We start from the raw sequence: 24,660 nt of genomic DNA, 5'->3' as shown, positions 1-24,660 counted from the left end.
CTTTAGTGGCTGGCGAAAGTGATGCGGTTGTTCAGTGGGTTAGCCTTTCTTTTTAAAACCAGCGGCCTGTCACGCTGGCGTGAGGTAATCGCGGGTTCGAGTTCCGTCCGCCTGTCTGTTCGGGAAGGCCACTGATTTGAAGACCTCAGCAGTCATGCTGGGGTTTTTTCGTATCTGACGGAGAGATTGATTCCTGCCACTTTAGCGGCTGGCGAAAGTGATGCGGTTGTTCAGTGGGTTAGCCTTTCTTTTTAAAACCAGCGGCCTGTCACGCTGGCGTGAGGGGGGCGCGGGTTCGAGTTCCGTCCGCCTGTCTGTCTGTTCGGGAAGGCCACTGATTTGAAGACCTCAGCAGCAATGATGGGGTTTTTTCGTATCTGACGGAGAGATTGATTCCTGTCATTTTAGCGGTTAGCGAAAGTGGTGCGGTTGTTCAGTGGGTTAGCCTTTCTTTTTAAAACCAGCGGCCTGTCATGCAGATGTCTCTTCAGCTTTTGAAAATGCATTGAGATTAACGGTATTGTTTTATTGTTAAATGATGTTAGTTTATTTGCTGATTTGGCTGGAGAGATAATAATTCATGACAAGAATGTATAGCTATTTTAAGTATTTATTTCTGATGTTTTTGGGGGTTGGCGGTTACTGCCATGTCCTTCAGGCAGCGGAAGATAAAGATCAAGAGAAAGTGGGTGATACGTCTTTAATCGAGCAAAGGGTCGCTGAAGAAAAATCTGTAGAGAATAAAGAGTTTGTCATTATTCCACATAAAGAGAACTACATACTTCCTCTGACATATAATCCACATCCCAACAGTGATCCTTTTTCCGTTGTAGATACTTTTAATCATAAACCACTGGATAAATATGAGGCTAAATTTCAGATTAGTTTTAAGATGCCTATATCCAGTCATTTGATTGGTGATACGGGAGACCTTTATTTTGCCTATACAAATCAGTCTTGGTGGCAAGTTTACAATCGTAGTAGTTCATCACCATTTCGTGAGATTGTTCATGAGCCCGAACTCTTCATGCAGTTTGATAATGACTGGAAGATCGGTAATTTGACCAATTCTTTATGGTTATTTGGGATTAACCATCAGTCGAATGGTCAATCAGGAACGCTATCAAGAAGTTGGAATCGGGTTTATGGCCAGATGGTGTTTGATAATGGCGGCCCCCTAGCTTTGAGCTTGAAAGCGTGGTGGCGGATTCCTGAGAGAGATAAAACATCTCCGACGGATACATCAGGCGATGATAACCCTGATATCCGACATTATATGGGGAACTTTGAATTTGTTTCTCTGTATGGTGTCGGTCAGCATCGGTTTACTTTACTCCTACGAGATAATTTGGAGAAAAATAACCGCGGGGCGTTACGTTTGAGTTGGAGCTATCCCATATTAAAAGAAGCCAACAACCTGAGATTTTATATGCAGTACTTTAATGGTTATGGTGAAAGTTTGGTGGACTATAATGTCCATACTCAGCGAATCGGGATTGGTATTGCACTTAATGATTTGTTGTGATGAGTCGAACTCAAATATCTACTTTATGTTTAGATGGTTCACGAGAGTGAACCATCTTTTTTATACCAATTAAGCCTGATTCTCTTTGGTTTGAGCGGCGGCTTCTTCTATTTCTTTATCGAGTTCTGCCTTTTTGGCTTTCTCAACCATTGGGGTTATGGTTGAGCCTTGGACTAAAATTGAGAATACAACGACTGCATAGGTCATCACCAGAATAATTTCTTTCACATCGATAAGCTTCTCTGGAATGATAAGAACACCTGATGGAATGGATAGTGCCATCGCTAACGCTAATCCACCGCGGAGTCCGCCCCAAGTTAATATTCTGATTGACCATTGATTGTATTGGCGATAGCGTTTGAACCCAATATATGACACGTAAACACTCAAATAGCGTGCTAGCAGTACCAATGGGACGGCAATCGCCATCATGATCCAATCTTCCTCGTGGAATTCGAAGAGTAGCATCGACATCCCGATTAAAAGGAAAAGCACACCATTGAGGAATTCGTCGACGAGTTCCCAGAAATGATCCAAATGCTCTTCACTTTCTTTGGAAAAGCCGATAAACCGCGTCCAGTTACCAATCATAATTCCGGAAACAACCATTGCCAGAGGGCCGGAAACATGAATAATTTCGGCAAATGCGTAGCCGGCCGTGGGAATACCTATCGTGAGTAATAACTCCATCGAATGGTCATCAGTCGCGCTGATAAGATAGTGAAATATCATTCCCAGAACAAAGCCATATGCAATTCCGCCAATCGCTTCTTGCATGAACAATTGGGAAACACTGATGACAGTGGGTGGCTCTGAACCGAAAGCAATCGTAAATATAGTGACGAAAATGACTAAGCCGAAGCCATCATTAAATAATGACTCGCCTTCAATTTGAGTCGATATTCTTTTGGGGGCATTCAGTTTTTTTACAATTGCGAGAACGGCTATCGGGTCAGTCGGAGAAATCAGAGCTCCGAATAGTAGGCAGTACACCAGATCAAACTGAATACCGATCAATTGACAGATGCCATATAAAGAGAAGCCGATAAAGAAAGTAGAGAAGAGGGTGGCACCAAGAGCAAGTACAGTGATCTCCCACTTCTGATCTCTTAAGTTAGGTAGTTTGATTCCAAGACCACCGGCAAAAAGAAGAAACCCTAAAATTCCTTTGAGGAGAAAGTTTTCAAAGTTGATACTACTCATGGTTGTTGTCGCAATTTGCGACAAATGGAACCAATTATTCTGACCAGCGATTAAGATCAGTAAAGAAAGCAGCATTGAACCAGCAGTAATTGCGATAGTGGTTTGCATCTTGCTTATTTTACTGTTTAAAAAAGCAATAAGCATTGCAGCAGCGGCAAGAAAGCATAGTGTATGGTAGACCGACATTTTTTTCTCTTCACATCTTGAACACGGAGGTTGAAATTTTCCTTTGATGTCGGATAAATAGCAATCACTTTTTCTGGTAGTGAGGTGATCTCTTTTCGTGTTAAATTGTTCTATTATATAACCGTATGGACGTCTAGATTTCTAATAATTGTGTGGTAGGATGGACAAAAAGCAAGGGATAGGGCGGCAAAGTGAGTAGTGTAAAGTATCAGATAGCAGAACAGCTTCAACAACGTATTTTATTGATTGATGGTGGCATGGGCACCATGATTCAGGGATACAACTTACAAGAAGATGATTATCGCGGAGAACGTTTTGCTGACTGGCACTGCGATGTGAAAGGTAATAATGATCTCCTTGTGTTGACACAACCCGATTTAATTAAAGAAATTCATGCGAGCTATCTTGAAGCTGGCGCTGATATTCTTGAGACCAATACATTCAACGCAACCGCTATTGCCATGGCTGACTATGATATGCAGTCATACAGTGCAGAGATAAACTTTGCCGCTGCTCAGCTGGCTCGGGAAGTTGCGGATCAATGGACCACAAAAACACCGGAGCGCCCTCGCTATGTCGCTGGGGTTCTGGGCCCGACTAACCGGACATGTTCTATTTCTCCTGATGTGAATGATCCGGGCTTTCGTAACGTGACTTTCGATAGTTTGGTGAAAGCTTATTCCGAATCGACACGCGCTTTAATTAAAGGTGGTGTTGACCTGATTATGCTGGAGACGATCTTTGATACGTTGAATGCTAAAGCTTGTGCTTTCGCTGTTGATAGTGTGTTTGAAGAATTAAATGTGACATTGCCTGTCATGATTTCCGGAACTATTACCGATGCTTCAGGCCGAACCCTATCCGGTCAGACAACAGAGGCATTTTATAACTCACTACGCCATGTTCAGCCCTTATCGTTTGGATTAAATTGCGCGCTTGGTCCTGATGAATTGCGTCCTTACGTTGAAGAATTATCCCGAATTTCTGAGTCTTTTGTCTCTGCTCACCCAAACGCTGGATTACCTAATGCTTTCGGTGAATATGATTTGTCTCCCGAAGAAATGGCAGAGCATATCGGTGAGTGGGCTAGAGCCGGTTTCCTGAATTTAGTCGGTGGATGTTGTGGTACAACACCTGAACATATCCGTCATATCGCTTTAGCTGTAGAAGGAGTACAACCTCGTTCCTTGCCTGAGATCCCCGTGGCATGTCGGTTGTCCGGATTAGAGCCGCTCATGATTGAGAAGGAAACACTTTTTGTCAATGTCGGAGAGCGGACAAATGTTACTGGTTCGGCCAGATTTAAACGTCTTATTAAAGAAGAGCTGTACGATGAAGCGTTAGATGTTGCCAGACAACAAGTCGAGAATGGTGCTCAGATTATCGATATCAACATGGATGAAGGAATGCTCGATGCAGAAGCTTGTATGGTGCGTTTCTTAAATTTGTGTGCTTCTGAGCCGGAAATTTCCAAAGTTCCGGTGATGGTAGACTCCTCCAAATGGGAGGTCATTGAATCGGGGTTAAAATGCATTCAGGGCAAAGGAATTGTGAATTCAATTTCTTTGAAAGAAGGCAAAGAAAAGTTTGTTCATCAGGCTAAATTGATCCGTCGCTATGGTGCTGCCGTTGTGGTGATGGCATTTGATGAAATTGGTCAGGCTGATACCCGTGAGCGGAAAATTGAAATTTGTACCAAAGCTTATCGCATACTGGTTGATGAAGTTGGTTTTCCTCCGGAAGATATCATCTTTGATCCTAATATTTTTGCAGTTGCAACAGGGATAGACGACCATAACAACTATGCGGTTGATTTTATTAATGCTGTCGGTGATATCAAAAGAGAGTTGCCTTATGCCATGGTCTCGGGCGGGGTATCGAACGTTTCTTTCTCATTCCGAGGAAACAACTACGTGCGGGAAGCGATTCATGCTGTATTCCTTTACCACTGTTTTAAGAATGGTATGGACATGGGGATCGTCAATGCCGGGCAGCTTGAGATCTATGACAATGTTCCTGAGAAACTGAGAAATGCTGTTGAAGATGTCATTCTCAACCGCAGAGATGATGGCACGGAGCGTTTGCTGGAGATTGCAGATGAGTACCGTGAAAATGCTGTGGGTAAAGCGGATGATGCGTCGGCATTGGAATGGCGAACATGGCCTGTTTCTAAGCGTCTTGAACATGCTCTAGTAAAAGGGATTACGGAATTTATTACTGAAGATACCGAAGAAGCGCGCCAACAAGCATCGAAACCATTGGAAGTGATCGAAGGTCCTCTCATGGATGGGATGAATGTTGTCGGAGATTTATTTGGTGAAGGGAAAATGTTTCTTCCTCAGGTCGTTAAATCCGCTCGGGTAATGAAACAGGCGGTTGCCTATCTTGAACCGTACATTAATGCAGAAAAACAGGGCGGAAGGACCAATGGCAAAATTTTACTGGCAACAGTGAAGGGCGATGTCCACGATATTGGGAAAAATATTGTTGGTGTTGTGTTGCAATGTAACAACTACGAGATCATTGATCTTGGGGTGATGGTGCCTTGTGAACAGATACTCAAAGTTGCGAAAGAAGAGCAGGTTGATATTGTCGGTTTATCCGGATTAATTACCCCATCATTAGATGAGATGGTCCATGTCGCTAAAGAGATGGAGCGTCAGGGATTTGAGCTCCCATTGCTGATTGGCGGTGCAACGACATCGAAGGCGCATACAGCCGTCAAGATTGAACAAAACTACCATCAACCAGTGGTTTATGTAAACAATGCATCCCGGGCGGTTGGTGTTTGTTCCTCTCTGCTTTCGAATGAATTACGGCCGGGATTTGTTGAGAAATTGAATATTGACTATGAACGGACCCGGGAACAGCATGCCCGGAAAACCCCCAGAACTCGCCCGGTCTCTCTGGAAGAAGCGCAAGCGAACCGTGTTGCGATTGATTGGGACAATTATACGCCACCTGTACCGATGAAAAGTGGAGTTCACGTATTTGATGATTTTGATATCGGGATATTACGCCGATATATCGACTGGACACCATTTTTTATGACGTGGTCACTGATGGGTAAATATCCAGCTATTTTGGATCATGACGAGGTCGGTGAAGAGGCGCGTCGTCTGTTTAAAGATGCCAATGAATTTCTGGATCGCGTTGAGAGCGAAGGTCTGATGAAAGCACGAGGAATTTGTGCGTTATTCCCGGCGGCAAGTGTCGGTGATGATATCGAAGTTTATCATGATGAATCTCGTCGAGAGGTTGCTCATCGATTACACCATTTGCGACAGCAAACACACAAGCCGAAAGGGTATAACTATTGTCTGTCTGACTACATTGCTCCCAAAAGTAGTGGTAAAAAAGACTGGATCGGTGCTTTTGCTGTCACTGGTGGTATTGGTGAACGAGAACTTGCTGATGCGTATAAAGCGCAAGGGGACGATTACAATGCCATCATGGTTCAGGCCGTTGCCGACCGTTTGGCTGAAGCTTTTGCTGAATACCTCCATGAACGGGTTCGCAAAGAGATCTGGGGATATGCGGGCGATGAGAGCTTGAGTAATGATGATCTCATTCGAGAAAAATATCAGGGCATCAGGCCTGCTCCCGGTTATCCGGCTTGTCCGGAGCATACGGAAAAAGCCACTATCTGGGAAATGCTTCAGGTTGAAGAGAAGATCGGGATGTCTTTGACAACCAGTTATGCCATGTGGCCTGGTGCATCTGTGTCCGGCTGGTATTTCTCTCATCCGGATTCCCGTTATTTTGCTGTCGCGGGGATTCAGGAAGACCAACTTCTGAGCTATGCCGAACGAAAAGGCTGGGGGCGGGAAGAAGCCGAAAAGTGGCTTGCCCCGAATATGGATTAATCAGTTTTTTGTCTCACTGAGTACTAATAAAGCCCCGTAAACGGGGCTTTATTACGCTATAATTTACCCGATGAGTCAGGTATAAACATAAGCCTAGAACGGAATGTCGTCGTCAAAATCCATTGGTGGCTCATTGTATTGTGGTTGCGGTGCAGATTGTTGCTGTGGTTGCTGATGAGCCGCTTGTGATTGAGGCTGTTGAGGTTGTCCCCAGCCACTATTTTGTTGTTGAGACTGCACCCCAGGCTGAGCTTGGCCACCAGACCCTGCTCCCTGACGTCCACCCAGCATTTGCATCACACCGTTAAACCCTTGAACAACAACTTCAGTCGTATAACGTTCCTGACCGCTTTGATCTTGCCATTTCCGTGTTTGCAGTTGTCCTTCAATATATACCTGAGAACCTTTACGTAGGTATTCTCCTGCGACTTCTGCCACTTTCCCGAACAGGGCAACACGATGCCATTCGGTTTTTTCTCTTTGCTCACCCGTCGTTTTATCGCGCCATGTTTCTGACGTCGCAATAGTGATGTTCGCAACTGCACCGCCACTTGGCATGTAACGAACTTCAGGATCACTTCCAAGGTTCCCAACTAATATAACTTTGTTTACTCCACGGCTTGCCATGCTTTGCTCCGTCATCTCATGATGTATCTATTCAGCGCATAGGATACCACGCTTGATAAAGGTCTCAACTCCCTTACTTAATTCTGATCGCAATTCATCTAAAAGTCTTGGAAATCACACCACTTTTTTTAATACCACTCGATTTTTTTAAAACTGATAGACTTCATATTTTCAATGCTATAAGAAGCTGCACGATAAATAATTCATTGAATTAGAAGAGTTTTTTATGTTCTGGCATGTTGTTCGATATTCCATCAGCACACCGACAAGGCCATGAAAAGATCAAATTACAGCAGAATGCTTTATATCCTCTATCCTGATAATCAAGAACCTTCAACGTTCTATCATGAAATCGAGGTCGCGCTGGGACAGATACTCCCAAAAATTCAACCCCGGCAATTTATGCTGTCCCATCAGACCGATCGGCACAAAATACTCCTGTTTGATTATCAGCAAAAAGAAGTATTGCTATCCCGCTTGGATATGTGCAACACACTGGATTTATGCCTCGAAACGGTTGTGATCAATGTTGAGAAACGCCCAAGAACAGAAGAACTCCTCCAGTTAGGCAATCTGAAAGGACTCTTCTATCGCAGTGACCCGATTGAACTGATCATTGCTGCACTGCGCGAGATTCGAGACGGGCAAATTTATTTACCGCGACATATTTGTGGTCAGCTTCTTCATTACTACCGACATTTATTTAATAACAAAAATGTCAGTGCAGCGATATCTCTGACTTCCAGAGAGCTGGAAATTTTGCGCTGTCTGAAAACGGGGGCAACGAATACACAAATTGCAGATAACCTGTTCATCAGTGAGTTCACGGTCAAGTCACACCTGTATCAGATCTTCAAGAAAATATCTGTGAAAAACCGAACTCAAGCCACAACATGGGCAAAACAAAATCTAGTCTCATAAATGAGTCAGTAGTATGATTTGACCATATCTTTTCAATCCAAAATCACCTTGCAGAGTAAGTCGTGGTACAGTGAATGAAGTTGATGGAAAACCTGAATACAACAAGGTAACGATAATATGATTAAAAAATGTCTCTTCCCAGCAGCTGGCTATGGAACTCGTTTTTTGCCCGCAACCAAATCTATGCCGAAAGAAATGATGCCGGTCGTTAATAAACCTTTGATCGAGTACGGTGTTGATGAGGCTATTCAGGCAGGCATGAATGGGATGTGTATTGTTACTGGGCGAGGAAAGCACTCGATCATGGATCATTTTGATATGAACTATGAACTGGAGCACCAAATCAAAGGAACCAACAAAGAAAAATTGCTTGTCGACATTCGTAAAATCATTGAAACCACGAATTTTACTTATATTCGTCAGCGTGAAATGAAAGGGCTGGGTCATGCCATTCTTACTGGCCGGGAACTTGTCGGTGATGAACCGTTTGCCGTTGTACTTGCTGATGACCTGTGTGTCAGTGAAGGTGATGGCGTTCTTGCCCAAATGGTGGCGTTATTCAAACAATTCCGCTGTTCAATCGTCGCTGTGCAGGAAGTGCCTGAAGATGAAACACACAAGTATGGTGTGATTGCCGGTGAAATGATCAAAGATGATCTTTTCCGGGTAGATGATATGGTCGAAAAACCAGAGGCTGGTTCTGCACCAAGTAATCTGGCAATTATCGGTCGTTATATTCTGACGCCAGATATCTTTGATTTAATCGAACAGACCGAACCCGGTAAAGGTGGCGAAATTCAAATTACCGATGCTTTGTTAAAACAGGCGAAAGCCGGATGCGTGTTGGCCTATAAATTTAAAGGACATCGTTTCGACTGTGGTAGTGTTGAAGGCTATATTGAAGCAACGAACTACTGTTTCGAGCATCTTTATCAGAAGAATTCAGACAAAGTTGAACTCAATAAACATTCAACGCAGAAAGATGAACAAGCCATTTCGGCTTGATTTGATGACTGCTGAATGAGCGACATGAGTCGCTCATTCTTTTATCAAAACACTGTTTTTTTATACAGTAAGACTTTGCTCATATCTGACTCTATGTAATACTAGGACATTGCCACATGTTACCAGAGCATAGAAGATGGATAGTATTGACGTTCGGGGCGCTCGTACCCACAATTTAAAAAATATCAGTCTGACACTTCCGCGTGACAAACTTATCGTTGTCACAGGATTATCCGGTTCAGGGAAGTCTTCCCTCGCTTTTGACACGTTATATGCTGAGGGGCAAAGACGGTATGTTGAGTCTCTGTCGGCTTATGCCCGACAATTTCTGTCTTTAATGGAAAAACCGGATGTTGATCATATCGAAGGTCTGTCTCCGGCAATATCTATTGAACAAAAATCAACTTCACATAACCCACGTTCAACAGTCGGTACTATCACTGAAATCTACGATTACCTGCGCTTACTTTATGCCCGGGTCGGGGAGCCGCGCTGTCCGGAGCATCATACCCCTCTGGCCGCACAGACGATTAGCCAGATGGTTGATAAAGTGCTTGATCTTCCGGAAGGCACAAGAATGATGTTGCTCTCTCCCATTGTCAAAGAACGGAAGGGGGAGCATGTCAAAACACTGGCAAACCTTGCTGCACAAGGGTTTATTCGCGCCCGAATTGATGGGGAAATCAGTGATCTCTCAGATCCACCGACATTAGAGCTTCATAAAAAGCATACGATTGAGGTGATTGTTGACCGTTTTAAAGTCCGTTCAGATTTGCAACAGCGTTTGGCTGAGTCTTTTGAAACCGCGTTAGAATTGTCTGGTGGCATTGCGGTTGTCACTTCGATGGATGAGGCGGGAGATGAAATCATATTCTCATCTAATTTTGCCTGTTCACATTGTGGTTATAGTATGCAGGAACTGGAGCCGCGTCTGTTCTCATTTAATAATCCAGCCGGCGCCTGCCATTCTTGTGATGGTTTAGGTGTTCAACAATATTTTGATCCATCCCGAGTCGTTCAGGATAAAAGTCTCAGCTTGGCAAATGGGGCGATTCGTGGCTGGGACAAAAAGAACTTCTATTATTTTCAAATGCTGACGTCACTTGCTGAACATTATGATTTTGATTTGACGACACCTTTCGAAAAATTACCGAAGAAAATCCAAAATGTCATTCTGCAAGGCTCAGGAACACAGTCGATTGAGTTTAAATATGTCAATGATCGCGGCGATACCCGAGTAAAATATCATCCTTTTGAGGGAATTCTGAGTAACCTGGAAAGGCGCTATCGAGAGACGGAATCGAATTCAGTCCGGGAAGATTTGATTAAATTTATCTCGACCAAACCCTGCGCCAGTTGTCACGGAGCCCGGCTTCGGGAAGAAGCTCGCCATGTGTTTGTCAATGAAACCACGCTTCCCGAGGTTGTTGAACTGAGTATTGCTGAAGCACTGACTTTCTTTGGGTCGTTGCAACTGACGGGGCAAAAAGCACAAATTGCAGAAAAGATCATGAAAGAGATCAATGACCGACTGCAGTTTCTGGTTAATGTCGGCTTAAATTATCTCAATCTTTCCCGAAGCGCTGAAACGCTGTCCGGTGGGGAAGCGCAAAGAATTCGCTTAGCGAGCCAAATCGGAGCGGGTCTGGTCGGAGTGATGTATGTTCTGGATGAACCTTCGATTGGGTTACATCAACGGGATAACGAAAGATTACTGCAAACGCTGACGCACCTGCGTGATTTAGGCAATACCGTAATTGTCGTCGAACATGATGAAGATGCCATTCGGATGGCTGACTACGTTGTCGATATTGGGCCGGGAGCCGGGGTGCATGGCGGACATATTGTTGCTCAAGGAAATGTCGAGGAAGTGATTGCGACACCGGAGTCATTGACCGGCCAATATTTGAGTGGTGAAAAATCGATAGACATTCCTACGCAAAGAACCCCTTTTGATGCGAAGAAGGTGGTCGAACTCTTCGGAGCTAGCGGCAATAATCTCAAAGATGTGACTTTGACGATCCCTATTGGGCTGTTTACCTGTGTCACCGGTGTTTCGGGATCAGGCAAATCGACTTTAATTAATGACACGTTCTATAAAATCGCCCACATTGAACTCAATGGGGCGAGTGCGGAAGAGCCTGCACCTTACAAAAAAATTAAGGGATTGGATCAGCTTGATAAAGTGATTGATATCGACCAAAGCCCGATTGGCCGGACACCGCGTTCTAACCCTGCAACTTATACCGGAATCTTTACCCCGATTCGTGAGTTATTTGCCGGAACGCAGGAGTCCCGTTCCAGAGGTTATAAGCCGGGACGGTTCAGCTTTAATGTTCGAGGCGGACGTTGTGAAGCCTGTCAGGGCGATGGGGTCATTAAAGTTGAAATGCACTTCCTGCCAGATGTTTATGTGCCCTGTGATATCTGTAAAGGGAAACGTTATAACCGAGAGACTTTGGAAGTGAAATATAAAGGCAAAACCATTGACGAAGTGCTCGAAATGACCGTGGAAGATGCCAGAACTTTCTTTGAGCCGGTTCCTGTGATTGCCAGAAAATTACAGACACTGATGGATGTCGGGCTTTCTTACATTCGTTTAGGTCAGGCGGCTACCACGCTGTCCGGTGGTGAAGCTCAGCGGGTCAAACTTGCCAGAGAGCTTTCTAAGCGCGATACAGGAAAGACCTTGTATATTCTTGATGAGCCAACAACCGGGCTGCATTTCCACGATATTCAGCAATTGCTGACGGTACTTCACCGGTTGAGAGATCATGGCAATACTGTTGTGGTGATTGAACATAACTTAGATGTGATCAAAACGGCCGACTGGGTTGTCGATCTGGGGCCTGAAGGTGGGCAAGGCGGCGGAGAAATCATCGCTCAAGGTACACCGGAGGATGTGTCCAAAGTCACGGACTCTCATACCGCACGTTTTTTGAAACCTATGTTAGAATAACTTCCATCATACTTCCTGTAGGGAGACGAAGCGTAACAGCGTCATTTTACGTAGCAACATCGTCTCCCCCACAACATGAATGAGACTATGGCGATACTGATTGTACAGGGAACGAGGCTCGAACCATCTCCGGTAAAACTGCCTTTAAATCGACCTTTTTTATTTGTTCTCGGGATGCTATACCTCATTTTCCTGCATTTTCCGAGTGACCTGAATAGAGGCGTTGGGTTAACACTGCTATTTAATATTACGACTTGGTTTTGGGTCAGTATTGCTATTTCCGTCGGTTTATTTCAGGTTATCAGAGCCCGGAAAATCAGATATTCAAAACTGACGCTCGGTCTCTTGGTCTGCTGTTTACTGCTGACATTGCCGCTGTTTTATGACCATGCCTCTGTCGCGCTTGCGACGTATCGTGTGATCGCTTTGTGGGGCGGATTTATTCTTTTTGTTGTGCTTCAGCAGTTCCGCTTTAGCAACAAGCATAAACACCGACTGATCTGGTTGATCGTGCTGTCTGCATTGGTTGAAAGCGGGCTGGCTTATTATCAGTTATTGGTCGATCCGGCCCGAGTGCCACTGGGAGTATTTCCCTCGGTCAATATATTCGTGACGTATCTTGCAACCGGTCTTCTTGCATCAGGTTATTTGCTTTCCCGACATTTGAAAAAGTATCAGGCCCAATTTAGCATTGCCAGTCTGCTCTATATCACGCCATTACTCTGTATGCCTCTATTGGTGTTGCTTCGCTCGGTTACGGGGTGGGGCGTGACCTTAATCGGTATTGTGATGATATTTCCTTATCTGTATCGGTTTGCCAGTCGGAAAAGACTGTGGGGATGGGGTATTTCCATTATGCTCGGTCTGCTGATCGGCTTTATTCTGATCCAGGCGCTTTATACAACACCGTTTAACGCTCAGTTTGTCAAACGATTGTCACCGTTATCGGACAGTCTGGCTCAAACTATCGATATGTTTATCGAGAAACCGTTTACGGGGTATGGCTACGGGCACTTTGAAGAAGAGTATGTGCTTTACAGCGCCCGGCAACATCAATTGAACCCAAACTATCCATCGCCTTTAGCAGGATTATCACATCCGCATAATGAAGTGCTTTATTGGGGGATTGAAGGCGGACTTTTACCGATCTTTGCAATCACGCTGGCAGCTTTATTTGTCTTGGGGCGTATCTATGGCGCTAAACCTAAAACCCGTCTCGCGACATTGTCGCTACTTTTTCCGATAGCAATGGCGAGTCAGGTCGATGATGTATTCAGCCAGTCTGCAATTCACTGGATTACATTTATCATTCTCTTATTTTGGGTTGACCAACGTGTCGCAAAATACAGAAGTGTGCCTATCCATCGCCTGACAATCCGAGGGTTACATGGAGTCGGAATATTGCTCCCTATTTTAACAATGCTTTATTGTGGCACGTTGTTGTGGGCTCAAAGCTTATTGATGCAATACCAGCAAGGTCAGCATATCTCACGACAGGGACAAAGGTATGTACCTTTAGTATGGCAAGATCAATTGATGCAAGCGCAGCTCATGGATCAATTGAAGCAAAAAAATACGGAAGTGCATCAGCAGCAGTTAAGCACTTACGTTCCTTGGCTGCTTGAGTTAATTCAGCGGCAGCCAAGGCCGACATATTATCAGTTGCTCATGGCGTTATATCAGCATATCGGAGATATGAATCGCGCGGAGCAATCACGCATCGAAGCTGAGTTTTTATTTCCTCAATATCCCTTTACGCTTCCAGATAAAGAGCATCTTGTACCGCCCCGCCCGGAGTGATTTTATCTTTTGCTCTGTGTGAGCGCATCTTCCAATGCTTTCAGACAGAGCGCGATATTTTCGGAGCGAGCACTATATCCCATCAGTCCGATGCGCCACGCATTACCGGCAAACTGACCTAATCCCGCGCCAATTTCCAAATTATACTGACGCAGTAAGTAACCTCTAACCCACTCATCGTCAACCCCTTCAGGAATTCGTACTGTATTCAATTGTGGTAATCGTTCTGATTCTGCAACCACAAACGCCAACCCCAGTTGTTCCAGGCCCTGTTTCAGTTGTTGATGCATCTGCTGGTGGCGATGCCATGACGACATCAGTGATTCTTCTTGTAACAGCACAAGCGCTTCATGCAGAGCATATAAAGTATTGACCGGAGCAGTGTGATGATAACTGCGCTTCTGTTGTCCGCTCCAGTAACCCATGACTAATGTTTGATCGAGAAACCAGCTCTGGACGGGCTTTTTACGCGCTTTGATGGTCTCAATCGCCGCCTGAGAAAACGTAAGAGGAGACAGGCCGGGAACACAGGAAAGACATTTTTGGCTCCCTGAATAAACTGCATCTAATTGCCATTCATCTACCGCTAAAGGTACACCGCCTAACGAGGTCACTGCATCAACGATGGTCAACAAACCGTACCGCTTCGCCAAATGGCCTAACGCTTTCGCGTCACTGAGCGCACCGGTCGATGTTTCTGCGTGGACAAATGCTAACACCTTCGCATCTGGATGTTCTTGAATCGCCTGCTCGACTTTTGCAACAGAAACACTTTCTCCCCAAGCGTTATCCACCAGCACAGCGTTGGCACCACAACGGATTACATTCTCCCGCATCCGTTCGCCAAAGACACCGTTGCGACAGACGATAACCTTGTCTCCCGGTTCCAGTAAATTGACGAAACAGGCTTCCATTCCGGCACTTCCGGGAGCAGAAATCGCAATCGTAAATTCATTTTCGGTCTGAAATGCATATTGTAACAGAGACTTCAATTCATCCATCATTTGAATAAATAACGGGTCAAGGTGCCCGATTGTCGGCCGGCTCAAGGCCTGTAAAACCCGAGGGTGAATATCGGACGGGCCAGGGCCCATGAGTGTTCTTCGCGGTGGGAAAAAACTTTGTACAGTCACAAGCTGACTCCTTTCATTGACACTTACTGGCAAGTTATCAGGCTAACGCTTATCCGTGAGGAAAGCTATCCGACACAAGTCTAGTTGAGTATTTTTCTACAATCTGAGTATTTGGGTGAAAATCAACCAATGTGATTCAATTTGTCATTGACATTGATAGGACAAAAACGTTCAATACCTAGGCTATTAAGCAGAAGAGGAGCACTGCCCAGGCAGGTATTTTGTGGAGCCTCAACTCCAAGACAGAATATTCAGGGGGAGTAGTGCCGAGACAGTTCATAGTTGTGGATTTGGACTGTCGGGTGAATGGGCTGAATCCCGTCAACTGTCATCAGTGCTAACTGATGGAGAGCTTCTGAGGTCTACTTTCATCGAATCGCCTCTATTTTTGCTCTAGAAATACTCTCTTCGAACATTGGACGTTGGTTACCCAACACAACATTTTTTATTTTAGGAAGTCGTGGGAGAAATGCCGTGAGTGCATTCAATGTCGCCAAGTTTGGCGGAACAAGCGTGGCAAACTTCGAAGCAATGAGTCGTTGTGCTGCCGTCATCGAAAGTAATCCGGACACAAAGCTTGTTGTCAGTAGTGCCTGTTCTGGCGTGACAAATCTGCTGGTTGAACTTGCCAACGGTGTTCAGGATGCGGAAAGACGTTCATCCATTTTAGAACAATTATCTGATATTCACTTTTCAATTATTGAATCGTTACAAGAACAAGACTCAGTCAAAGAGGCGGTTCAGGCGATTCTTGACACGGTGACAAGTCTCGCGGACGCTGCGTCTTTTCAGACCAGCAATAAACTGACGGACCATTTGGTTGCCTGTGGCGAATTAATCTCGACGCATATTCTGACTCAAGTTCTCAAAGAGCGTGGGATCGATGCCGTCAGATTTGATATTCGTGAAGTGTTACGCACGGATGATTATTATGGCCGAGCTGAACCACAAATCGAAGTGACGGCTATTCAGGCTAAAGACAAACTGGCACCCTTGTGTAAAACGCATCTGGTAGTGACACAGGGATTCATCGGTTCTGATGAGCAGGGCAATACCACCACATTGGGTCGCGGTGGAAGTGATTATTCAGCAGCACTGATTGCAGAAGCGGTTCAGGCATCCGGACTGGAAATCTGGACGGATGTCCCCGGAATTTATACCACTGACCCACGCATTGTGCCTAAAGCGGCCCCGATTCCTGAAATTAGCTTCAATGAAGCCTCAGAAATGGCGAATTTCGGTGCAAAAATCCTGCATCCTTCAACGTTGCTTCCTGCGCTTCGACACGGTATTCCGGTCTTTGTCGGTTCATCAAAAGAGCCGGAGAAAGGCGGTACCTGGATTCGGAAACGCGTTGAAAATTCACCTTATTTCCGGGCACTGGCATTGCGGGCCAATCAAACTATGGTGACGATTCGCAGCGCCAAAATGTTCCACGCGTATGGATTTTTGGCTAAGGTTTTTGAAATTCTGGCCAAGCATAAAATCTCCGTCGATTTGATTACGACGTCAGAGATCAGTGTGTCCATTACGCTGGATAAGACGGACACGGCTGGCGGTGCGCCCGAGCTGCCTGCGGCTGCCCGGGCTGAGTTGGAAGAACTCGCACATATTGAAGTCGAACGAAATCTGAGTCTGGTCGCTTTGATCGGTAACCATATGGAAACCAAAGGTTATGCCAAAGAGGTTTTCAGTACCCTCGGTGATTACAATATGCGCATGATTTGTTACGGTGCCAGTGATCATAATCTGTGTTTTCTTGTCGATGCTGACGATGCAAAAAGTGTGATTCAGAAACTGCATCAGGATCTGTTTGAGCCGCAAGACAACGGGTAAGACAATCGAGAAAACAAGCAAAAACATTCAGAAGAGGTTGGCGATGCCAACCTCTTTTTTATGACATTTTTCCGTTCAATCCTGAGCTTGTCTTTGCTTCGTCAATAGTGTCGACACCAAGTGTCGAGAGTGATTGATTTCGTGGTGATTCATTTGCGGGATTGGTGGTATTTAATATATTATCCAATTTAAGTATTTGATTTTTAATTAATAAAAACAAATTCACACGAATGGCATGGTTATTGCCCTTTTAGTTGATTATTTAGCTGTCAGGGGATGCTATGAAAAAATTTGTAGTTGCCGATCCTAAGAAGTGTATCGGATGTCAAACATGCATGGCTGCCTGTTCTGATGTTCACCAGAAAGTCGGATTGCAAAGTCACCCGCGTTTGACTGTTGTGAAAAATAACGACACAACGGTTCCGGTCATGTGTCGTCATTGTGAAGACGCTCCGTGTGCAACGGTCTGCCCGGTACAGGCGATCACCAAAGAAGCTGACCGGATATTTCTCAATGAATCAATTTGTGTCGGGTGCACATTGTGTGCTGTGGCTTGTCCGTTTGGTGCGATTGCTCTTGATGGCAGTCGCCCGATTGCTCATGCCAACAGTTATGACACTTATATACCGTCAACACCACGTTCCAGTAACCCATCTACGTCCGTACCCCGAACGTTTGGTCATGATCTCTTGGCTTGGGAGCCGGGTGTGAAAAGTATTGCGGTGAAATGTGATTTGTGTGAGTTCAGAGAGGAAGGCCCTGCCTGTATGGAAGTCTGTCCGACCGGGGCAATTGTATTGGTGAGTGAAGAAGCAACGGAACGTGCCCGCAAGATCAAGAGGGAAGTGACTGCCAACAGCTCACTGACTGTGGATATGGAGAAATAACATGATGAGTCCTTTATCGCTGTTGGCTTTATCGATGGGGTGTTATCTCATCGCCTGCGTTGTGGCCTTGTTTGGCAATTCTCGACGGGAATCTTTGTACGTGTCTCTTGCGAGTCTGTGTTCTGCGATTGGCGGTATCACCGGTGTGATCAGCGCGGGGTATGCTCTTGTCAGCCATCAGGTGTGGCAAGCGCAGCTTTTCAGTCCTTTCCCTTTTGCGCAACTGCTTGTTCGCTTTGACGGATTAGCGGCATTTATGGTGATGGTTATTTCGCTGATTGTCATTGCTGCCTCCATATACGGCTTACATTATATGAAAGAGTATCAGGGTAAAGGTGGCTGGGGGATCAGTTTTTTCCTCAACCTCTTTGTCGCTTCGATGGTTGCGTTAGTTGTGGCAGATAATGCGTTTTACTTCATCGTATTCTTTGAAATGATGTCACTGGCATCTTACTTTCTGGTGTTGGTGGAGCAGAGTGAAAAAAGTATTCGTGCTGGCCTGCAGTATTTTCTCATTGCTCATGCCGGTTCTGTACTCATCATGATTGCCTTCTTTATGCTTTACCGGGCAGCCGGAACCCTGAATTTCACCGATTTTTCCCATCTGTCGTTACCTGCATGGGAGTCGTCAGTCATCTTCTTACTGGCATTCTTTGGTTTTGGCGCGAAAGCCGGCATGATCACGTTACATAGCTGGTTACCTCAGGCTCACCCCGCAGCGCCTTCTCATGCATCAGCACTGATGTCCGGTGTGATGGTCAAAATTGGGGTGTTCGGTATCATCAAAGTGGGGCTCGTTTTTCTCGGTGGTGCAGAGATTTGGTGGGGATATCTGGTGCTCGCCTTTGGTGCTTTCTCCTCGGTACTGGGGGTGATGTATGCATTGGCAGAGCACGATATCAAACGTTTGCTTGCCTATCACACCGTGGAGAATGTCGGCATTATCTTAATGGGCGTCGGTGTGGCGATGATTGGTACTGCATCCGGTCATCCGGTTCTCGCTGCTTTAGGCTTGTTGGGCGGACTTTATCACCTACTGAACCATGCGGTATTCAAAGGATTACTCTTTCTTGGCGCCGGCTCGGTCATCTCTCAGGTTCATACCAAAGATATGGAAATCATGGGAGGACTCGGCAAGCTGATGCCTTATACCGCAATCACTTTCTTGATCGGCACCATGGCGATTTCTGCATTACCGCCACTCAATGGTTTTGTCAGTGAATGGTTCATTTATCAGTCCTTGTTCCAGATGAGCCAGCAAAATCATATCTTCATGGTGACGGCAGGGCTCGGTGCTGTTGTGATGCTGGCGATAACCGGGGCTTTGGCATGTATGTGTTTTGTGAAAGTCTATGGGATTTGTTTTACCGGTGCGCCGCGGAGCAAAGTCGCCAATCAGGCCCATGAAGTCGGGTGGTCGATGATTGTCGGCACTGGTTTTCTGGCTTTGCTATGTATCATTCTCGGCGTCGGATCCCCGTGGATTTCACCTTACATCTCTGATGTTGCCACCAATACGCTGGCTATCACCCCAATCGATGTGCAGCAGGGGATCGCGCTTCACCCGGTCTCAACCACGCAGGCCATTCTTTCGACACCAGTTATTACCATCAGTTTAATTGTACTGTTGATTGTTCCGTTTCTGGTCTTGTCTCTGTTTAAGAAACATCGCCTCGAACGGCGTCACCAAGGTGATCCATGGGCGTGCGGATATGCTTATGAACAACGCATGACGGTCTCGGCGAGCGGGTTTACGCAACCCCTGCGTTATATGTTCTCACCGGTCTATCGGATGCGGATATTGCTCGACCCGTCGGGATGGATGAAACGAAGCTACCAGCAGGCCACGATTTCAGCTGCGGCAGTTGAGCCGGTATTTGACCGGTTTTTGGTTCGACCTTGTTGTGATGTGGCTCTGAAGCTCGGGACTTGGGGGAGAAAGCTACAGGGCGGGGATTTCCGCATCTACTGTCTCTACATTGTGATAGCACTGATTGTGTTACTTATTATTCCGTTTGAATCAGGAGTGAAATGATGCCTGAACTACATATGCCTGAGATGAGCTGGATGGTGCTTGCATTTAGTCAGGCTTTATTCATGTTGCTTTTGACACCGCTAGCTACCGGATTTTCACGGGTACTCAGAGCCAGAATTCATTCCCGACGTGGGCCGGGGTTACTACAAGATTATCGAGATATCGCCAAGTTACTACGCCGTCAGCCGGTTGCACCGGAGAATGCCGGCGGCATTTTCTGGGCAATGCCATGGATCCTGATTGTCACGATGTTATTGATTGCGATGGCTTTGCCTACTTTGACTCAGGTGTCGCCATTTCCGATTTCCGGTGATGTGATCACCGATATCTATCTACTGGCAATTTTTCGGTTCTTCTTTGCTTTAGCCGGCATTGATGCCAATAGCATGTTTGGTGGTATCGGTAGTAGTCGCGAGCTTACATTAGGTGTTTTGGTTGAGCCGATTTTAATGCTGGCAATTTTTCTGATGGCTTTGATGGTCGGCTCGACCGATTTGGGATACATCAGTCAGGGCATGCTAACCGAAAGTCTCAATCAGCCGATTCCTGTGATTCTGGCCGGTGTTGCCTGTGCTTTTGCCGTGTTTATCGAAATGGGAAAACTCCCGTTTGATGCAGCCGAAGCAGAGCAAGAACTTCAGGAAGGTCCGGTGACTGAATACTCAGGCTCGGGGCTCGCGATGGTGAAGCTGGGGCTGGGGCTGAAGCAGCTGGTGGTTGCTCAATTATTCTTGGCGATTTTCTTCCCGTGGGGAAAGGCTGCCGAACTGACGGTGACTGCTTTGGGGGTTGCGAGTGTGATTCTGTTGCTCAAACTCATTGTCGTTTTCTTTCTGGCGGCATTGGTTGAAAACAGTATGGCACGTGTCCGTTTTCTGAATACTCATCGGCTGACTTGGTCTGCCTTTGCTTGTGTTGTTTTAGCACTCGCATTTTATATCATTCGATTGTGAGGTATTAAACGATGGAAATCATTGGATTACTCACTATTGGACTTCCTTTTCTGGGGGCAATATTCATCCTGTTTGCCTCTGAGCAGTCTGCAAAATGGATCTGTCAGTTTTTTGCAGTACTGGCGACATTGGGAACCTGGGGATTGTCTTATCTCTTTTTCTCGACAGGTGGCGAAGCGGTTTCGGTGCCTCTGTTGCATGTAGGACATGTCCTTATTTTTGGTCTGGTCTTCGATAAAGTCAGCACCCTGATTGCCGTAGCCGTGGTCGGATTAGGCTTGATCGTGGCGGTCTATTCTCTGGGGTATATGAGTTCAGGGAACAAAGAACACGCGCAGCATGGTGCGAAACGATATTATGTGTTTCTGCTGATCTTTATCGGAGCTATGGCCGGTCTGGTCTTCTCTTCAACCATTTTGGGACAGTTGTTGTTTTTTGAAATCACCGGGGCTTGTTCCTGGTCTCTGATCGGTTATTACCAAACGCCGCTGGCGTTTCGTTCAGCTCTGAAAGCCTTGCTTGTCACTCACATTGCTTCATTGGGGTTATTTATCGCTGCGGCGACCCTGTTTGTCCAGGCGGGGACGTTTGAACTCACTGCAATTGCAGGATTGACTCCTGTCGCCAAAATGGTGGTGCTGTTTGGCATCATGTTTGCCGCGTGGGGAAAATCGGCCCAACTACCGATGCACATGTGGCTCCCCGACGCAATGAATGCACCAACGCCGATTAGTGCTTACTTACATGCCGCTTCGATGGTCAAAGTGGGCGTTTACATTTTTGCCCGCAGTATTCTGTCTGCCGGAACGATTCCTGAAATCGTCGGGATTGTCGGGATTGTCGGGGCCATGATCACCATGATCTACGGTTTTCTGATGTACTTGCCACAGAAAGATATGAAGCGTCTGTTGGCTTATTCAACCATCACTCAGTTAGCATATATTTTTCTGGCACTCTCTATGGCTGCGATGGGGTCATCACTGGCGCTGGACAGCGGGGTTGCTTACATCTTCAACCATGCCTTTGCCAAATGTCTGTTCTTCTTTGTCGCTGGCTCATTCAGCTATGCCTGCGGGACCAGAATGCTTCCTCAACTGAAAGGAGTCATTCGCAAATCACCGCTCTTGGCCATTGGGTTCTGTATCGCGGCAATGGCAATCGCCGGGGTTCCGCCGTTGAATGGATTTTTCAGTAAGTTCCCGTTGTTTGAGGCCGGGTTCCATCTGTCTGCAACCCATGCCTGGTTAACCCCGCTGTTGATTCTGGCGCTGATTGAGTCCATCGCGACATTTGGTTGGCTGTTGTATTGGTTTGGCCGAACCATTATCGGTGAACCTTCTGAAGCGGTTGAGCGGATGTCTCCCTTACCCGGTTCAATGAAAATAACGTTAGTTGTATTAATCGCAATGTCGGTGATATCGAGTGTGATTGCTTCAACATGGCTTCAATAGGAGATGCATAATGGATGATCTCATGATGAATAATCTGGCTGGATTGTTAGTCATCACGTCTTATTTTGTGGTGATTGCCCGTCAGGCCAGAACTGCATCTTGGCTGTATGCCTGTCAGTCTTTCGTGTTGGTCCTGCTCTTTGTGGTCATAGCTGACCATTACGACGCGAGTGATTTGTACCTTTGGTCGATGACGGCTTTTATTTCGAAAGTGGTGTTGTTACCGACAATTTTATATATCCAACTGGGAAAAATGCGTGATGCTGAGGCTGAAAAGCCTATGTTTCACCCCGCGTTGATCGCTGTTTTCGTCGCGGTAATCAGTCTGGTTTGTCTCTATATCATTCAGCCGGTGGCACTTCCGATGGTTGCTACGCTTAAACCCGTCCTCGCTGTATCGTTGGCGCATTTCTTTATCGGGTTGCTGTGTATCATCACTCAACGAAACATTCTGAAGCAGTTATTCGGCTATTGCCTGATGGAGAATGGCTCATCACTGATGTTAGCGCTTGTTGCACACCGCGCGCCTCATTTATTGGAAATCGGTATTACGATTGACGCGATCTTTGCGGTGATTGTGATGGTGATTCTGGCTCGGTTAATTTTTTGCAGACTCAATACGCTGGATGTGAAACAACTGACTGTACTGAAAGGGTAATTGTATGATGTCAATGAATAATCTATTTCCGTACTTGCTTGGCATTCCCTTAACCGCAGCGATGATTTCTTTTATTTGTATTGCGCTGCGAGACCAATTCCGCCACTTATCCATGGTGATTCACCTTGTTAGTGTTGTGGCAATCTGGGGCATCAGCTGGGGGATGGCCACTGAAGTGTTCAGGCATGGTGCGATTTTCTCTGCCGGAAATTGGTTGATGCTTGATGGACTATCAGCACTGTTCCTTGCGGTGCTTGGGCTGGTAGCCTTGTGTACGGGGATTCACTCGGTCGGTTATATCGGGCACGAGCATCAGCACGGCGAATTGTCAGGCAAGCAAGTCTCGCTGTTTTATGGGCTCTTCAATCTGTTTCTGGCGACCATGCTGATCGCTTTAACCGCCAATAATATCCTGATGATGTGGGTGGCAATTGAAGCGACGACCGTAAGTTCGGTGTTTCTGGTCGGGCTGTATTATCAGCGCTCATCACTGGAAGCGGCCTGGAAATACATCATGCTGTGCAGCGTCGGGGTTGCATTTGGCTTATTTGGCACCGTGATGACCTATGCCAATGCCGTTGCTGTATTCGATGCACCGGAACAGGCGCTGCTATGGACGACACTACGGGATCATGCGCATTTGCTTGATCCGCGACTGATGCAAATTGCCTTCATCTTTATTGTGATTGGCTTCGGGACAAAAACCGGTTTATTTCCCATGCATACATGGTTACCGGATGCGCACTCAGAAGCGCCCAGCCCGGTTTCCGGATTACTTTCGGCAGGGTTATTAAACTGCGCTTTGCTCATTATTCTGCGTCACTTTGCCATCAGTTCTATTGTGCTCGGCAGTGATTTTGCCCGCTCTCTGATGCTCGGATTCGGGTTGCTATCGGTTGGTGTTGCAGCACTTTTCATTCTGGTTCAGCAAGATATCAAGCGCTTGTTAGCTTACTCCAGTGTTGAAAATATGGGTTTAATTGCCTTCGCGATTGGTCTCGGTCCGCTGGGCATCTTTGCTGCGCTGCTTCATATGATCAATCACAGCCTTGGCAAAACACTGATGTTCTGCGGGGCCGGCAATATCATGCTGAAGTATGGCACCCGGGACATGAATATCATCAAAGGTGTGGTACGGATAGCCCCATGGACCGGTATTCTATTTGGCGCCGGAGCACTGGCGCTGGGCGGCGTGCCACCGTTCAATCTGTTTGTCAGTGAGTTTTTGATTATCTGTTCCGGGCTGTATGCACAACATCCGGTGCTAATCATTATTTTGCTCTTGCTGTTGACGCTGGTTCTGGCCGGATTCGCCCGCATGGTTGCAGGATGTGTTATGGGCGCAGCACCTGAACATGTTGAAAAAGGTGAAGTGAATTATCTGACGGTCTGCCCGCTGGTGGTGCTGATTGTTCTGATGGTTGTAATGGGGACTCATATTCCGAACACGATTCTTCATGGTGTCGAACAAGCGACACAAATTGTCATTAATCAACCTAATGAATCTCTCCTTGAAACATTAAATCTCCCTTGGCAACAAGGAATGGAACCCATTTCTTCAAGTAGTGACAGTTTATCGGCTGTTTCTCTGACTGAATCGATCAACTAGAGGCCT

16 protein-coding genes and 1 riboswitch are annotated in these 24,660 nt (G+C 46.1%); of the genes, 13 read left to right on the top strand and 3 right to left on the bottom strand.

Annotated elements, in window-relative coordinates:
- Nucleotides 1–580: 580 nt before the first annotated feature.
- Nucleotides 581–1,525, top strand: a complete 945-nt coding sequence (locus AC55NX_RS09920; RefSeq protein WP_496995579.1) for a phospholipase A — start codon at nucleotides 581–583, stop codon at nucleotides 1,523–1,525.
- Nucleotides 1,526–1,594: 69 nt separating this feature from the next.
- Here AC55NX_RS09920 and AC55NX_RS09915 read toward each other — a convergent pair whose 3' ends face one another.
- The gene (locus tag AC55NX_RS09915) at nucleotides 1,595–2,914 is read right to left on the bottom strand and encodes a cation:proton antiporter (RefSeq protein ID WP_496995578.1); all 1,320 of its coding nucleotides are present in this window, start codon (nucleotides 2,912–2,914) and stop codon (nucleotides 1,595–1,597) included.
- 191 nt (nucleotides 2,915–3,105) lie between these two features.
- Here AC55NX_RS09915 and metH point away from each other — a divergent pair, with 191 nt between their 5' ends.
- Nucleotides 3,106–6,780 (top strand): methionine synthase, encoded by a 3,675-nt coding sequence (metH, locus tag AC55NX_RS09910; RefSeq protein WP_496995577.1) that lies wholly within the window; start codon nucleotides 3,106–3,108, stop codon nucleotides 6,778–6,780.
- A gap of 93 nt (nucleotides 6,781–6,873) precedes the next feature.
- Here the strand turns inward: metH and AC55NX_RS09905 are convergent, their stop codons facing one another.
- Nucleotides 6,874–7,407: a single-stranded DNA-binding protein gene (locus AC55NX_RS09905; RefSeq protein ID WP_496995576.1), complete on the bottom strand. Its 534-nt coding sequence runs from the start codon at nucleotides 7,405–7,407 to the stop codon at nucleotides 6,874–6,876.
- A gap of 273 nt (nucleotides 7,408–7,680) precedes the next feature.
- Between AC55NX_RS09905 and AC55NX_RS09900 the strand changes: the two genes are divergently transcribed.
- The 4 genes from AC55NX_RS09900 to AC55NX_RS09885 all read left to right on the top strand — a co-directional run bounded on the left by AC55NX_RS09900 (nucleotide 7,681) and on the right by AC55NX_RS09885 (nucleotide 14,092).
- Nucleotides 7,681–8,328: a LuxR C-terminal-related transcriptional regulator gene (locus AC55NX_RS09900; RefSeq protein ID WP_496995575.1), complete on the top strand. Its 648-nt coding sequence runs from the start codon at nucleotides 7,681–7,683 to the stop codon at nucleotides 8,326–8,328.
- Between the two features lie 117 nt (nucleotides 8,329–8,445).
- Nucleotides 8,446–9,333 carry a UTP--glucose-1-phosphate uridylyltransferase GalU gene (galU, locus tag AC55NX_RS09895; RefSeq protein ID WP_496995574.1) on the top strand — a complete coding sequence of 296 codons (888 nt, stop codon included), beginning with the start codon at nucleotides 8,446–8,448 and terminating at the stop codon, nucleotides 9,331–9,333.
- Nucleotides 9,334–9,469: 136 nt separating this feature from the next.
- Nucleotides 9,470–12,292, top strand: a complete 2,823-nt coding sequence (gene uvrA / locus AC55NX_RS09890) for an excinuclease ABC subunit UvrA (protein WP_496995573.1) — start codon at nucleotides 9,470–9,472, stop codon at nucleotides 12,290–12,292.
- 87 nt (nucleotides 12,293–12,379) lie between these two features.
- A complete protein-coding gene (locus tag AC55NX_RS09885; protein WP_496995572.1) occupies nucleotides 12,380–14,092 on the top strand; it encodes a PglL family O-oligosaccharyltransferase in 1,713 nt (570 codons plus the stop codon).
- A 2-nt stretch (nucleotides 14,093–14,094) separates the two neighbouring features.
- On the opposite strand, the gene AC55NX_RS09880 is transcribed toward AC55NX_RS09885, so the two are convergent.
- Entirely contained in the window at nucleotides 14,095–15,225 is a 1,131-nt protein-coding gene (locus AC55NX_RS09880) for a pyridoxal-phosphate-dependent aminotransferase family protein (RefSeq protein WP_496995571.1), read from the bottom strand.
- Nucleotides 15,226–15,411: 186 nt separating this feature from the next.
- A riboswitch (Lysine riboswitch) is annotated at nucleotides 15,412–15,588 on the top strand.
- Nucleotides 15,589–15,699: 111 nt separating this feature from the next.
- Between AC55NX_RS09880 and lysC the strand changes: the two genes are divergently transcribed.
- The 7 genes from lysC to AC55NX_RS09845 all read left to right on the top strand — a co-directional run bounded on the left by lysC (nucleotide 15,700) and on the right by AC55NX_RS09845 (nucleotide 24,654).
- Complete coding sequence (lysC, locus tag AC55NX_RS09875) at nucleotides 15,700–17,061, top strand: lysine-sensitive aspartokinase 3 (RefSeq protein WP_496995570.1); 1,362 nt, start codon at nucleotides 15,700–15,702, stop codon at nucleotides 17,059–17,061.
- Nucleotides 17,062–17,342: 281 nt separating this feature from the next.
- The gene (locus AC55NX_RS09870; protein WP_496995569.1) at nucleotides 17,343–17,948 is read left to right on the top strand and encodes a 4Fe-4S dicluster domain-containing protein; all 606 of its coding nucleotides are present in this window, start codon (nucleotides 17,343–17,345) and stop codon (nucleotides 17,946–17,948) included.
- A 1-nt stretch (nucleotide 17,949) separates the two neighbouring features.
- Complete coding sequence (hyfB, locus tag AC55NX_RS09865) at nucleotides 17,950–19,983, top strand: hydrogenase 4 subunit B (RefSeq protein WP_496995568.1); 2,034 nt, start codon at nucleotides 17,950–17,952, stop codon at nucleotides 19,981–19,983.
- A complete protein-coding gene (locus tag AC55NX_RS09860) occupies nucleotides 19,980–20,936 on the top strand; it encodes a respiratory chain complex I subunit 1 family protein (protein ID WP_496995567.1) in 957 nt (318 codons plus the stop codon). The genes hyfB and AC55NX_RS09860 overlap by 4 nt, the downstream gene beginning before the upstream one ends.
- An 11-nt stretch (nucleotides 20,937–20,947) precedes the next feature.
- Nucleotides 20,948–22,387, top strand: coding sequence for a hydrogenase 4 subunit D (locus AC55NX_RS09855; RefSeq protein ID WP_496995566.1), 1,440 nt, complete (start codon nucleotides 20,948–20,950; stop codon nucleotides 22,385–22,387).
- A gap of 10 nt (nucleotides 22,388–22,397) precedes the next feature.
- Nucleotides 22,398–23,045 carry a hydrogenase 4 membrane subunit gene (hyfE, locus tag AC55NX_RS09850; protein ID WP_496995565.1) on the top strand — a complete coding sequence of 216 codons (648 nt, stop codon included), beginning with the start codon at nucleotides 22,398–22,400 and terminating at the stop codon, nucleotides 23,043–23,045.
- A 4-nt stretch (nucleotides 23,046–23,049) separates the two neighbouring features.
- Nucleotides 23,050–24,654, top strand: coding sequence for a hydrogenase 4 subunit F (locus AC55NX_RS09845; protein WP_496995564.1), 1,605 nt, complete (start codon nucleotides 23,050–23,052; stop codon nucleotides 24,652–24,654).
- The last annotated feature ends 6 nt before the right edge of the window (nucleotides 24,655–24,660 follow it).

The sequence above is a fragment of the Vibrio rubrogenes genome (assembly GCF_059641415.1).
The sequence above is the reverse complement of the archived record's forward strand: the minus strand, read 5'-3'. Positions and strand labels throughout refer to the sequence as shown.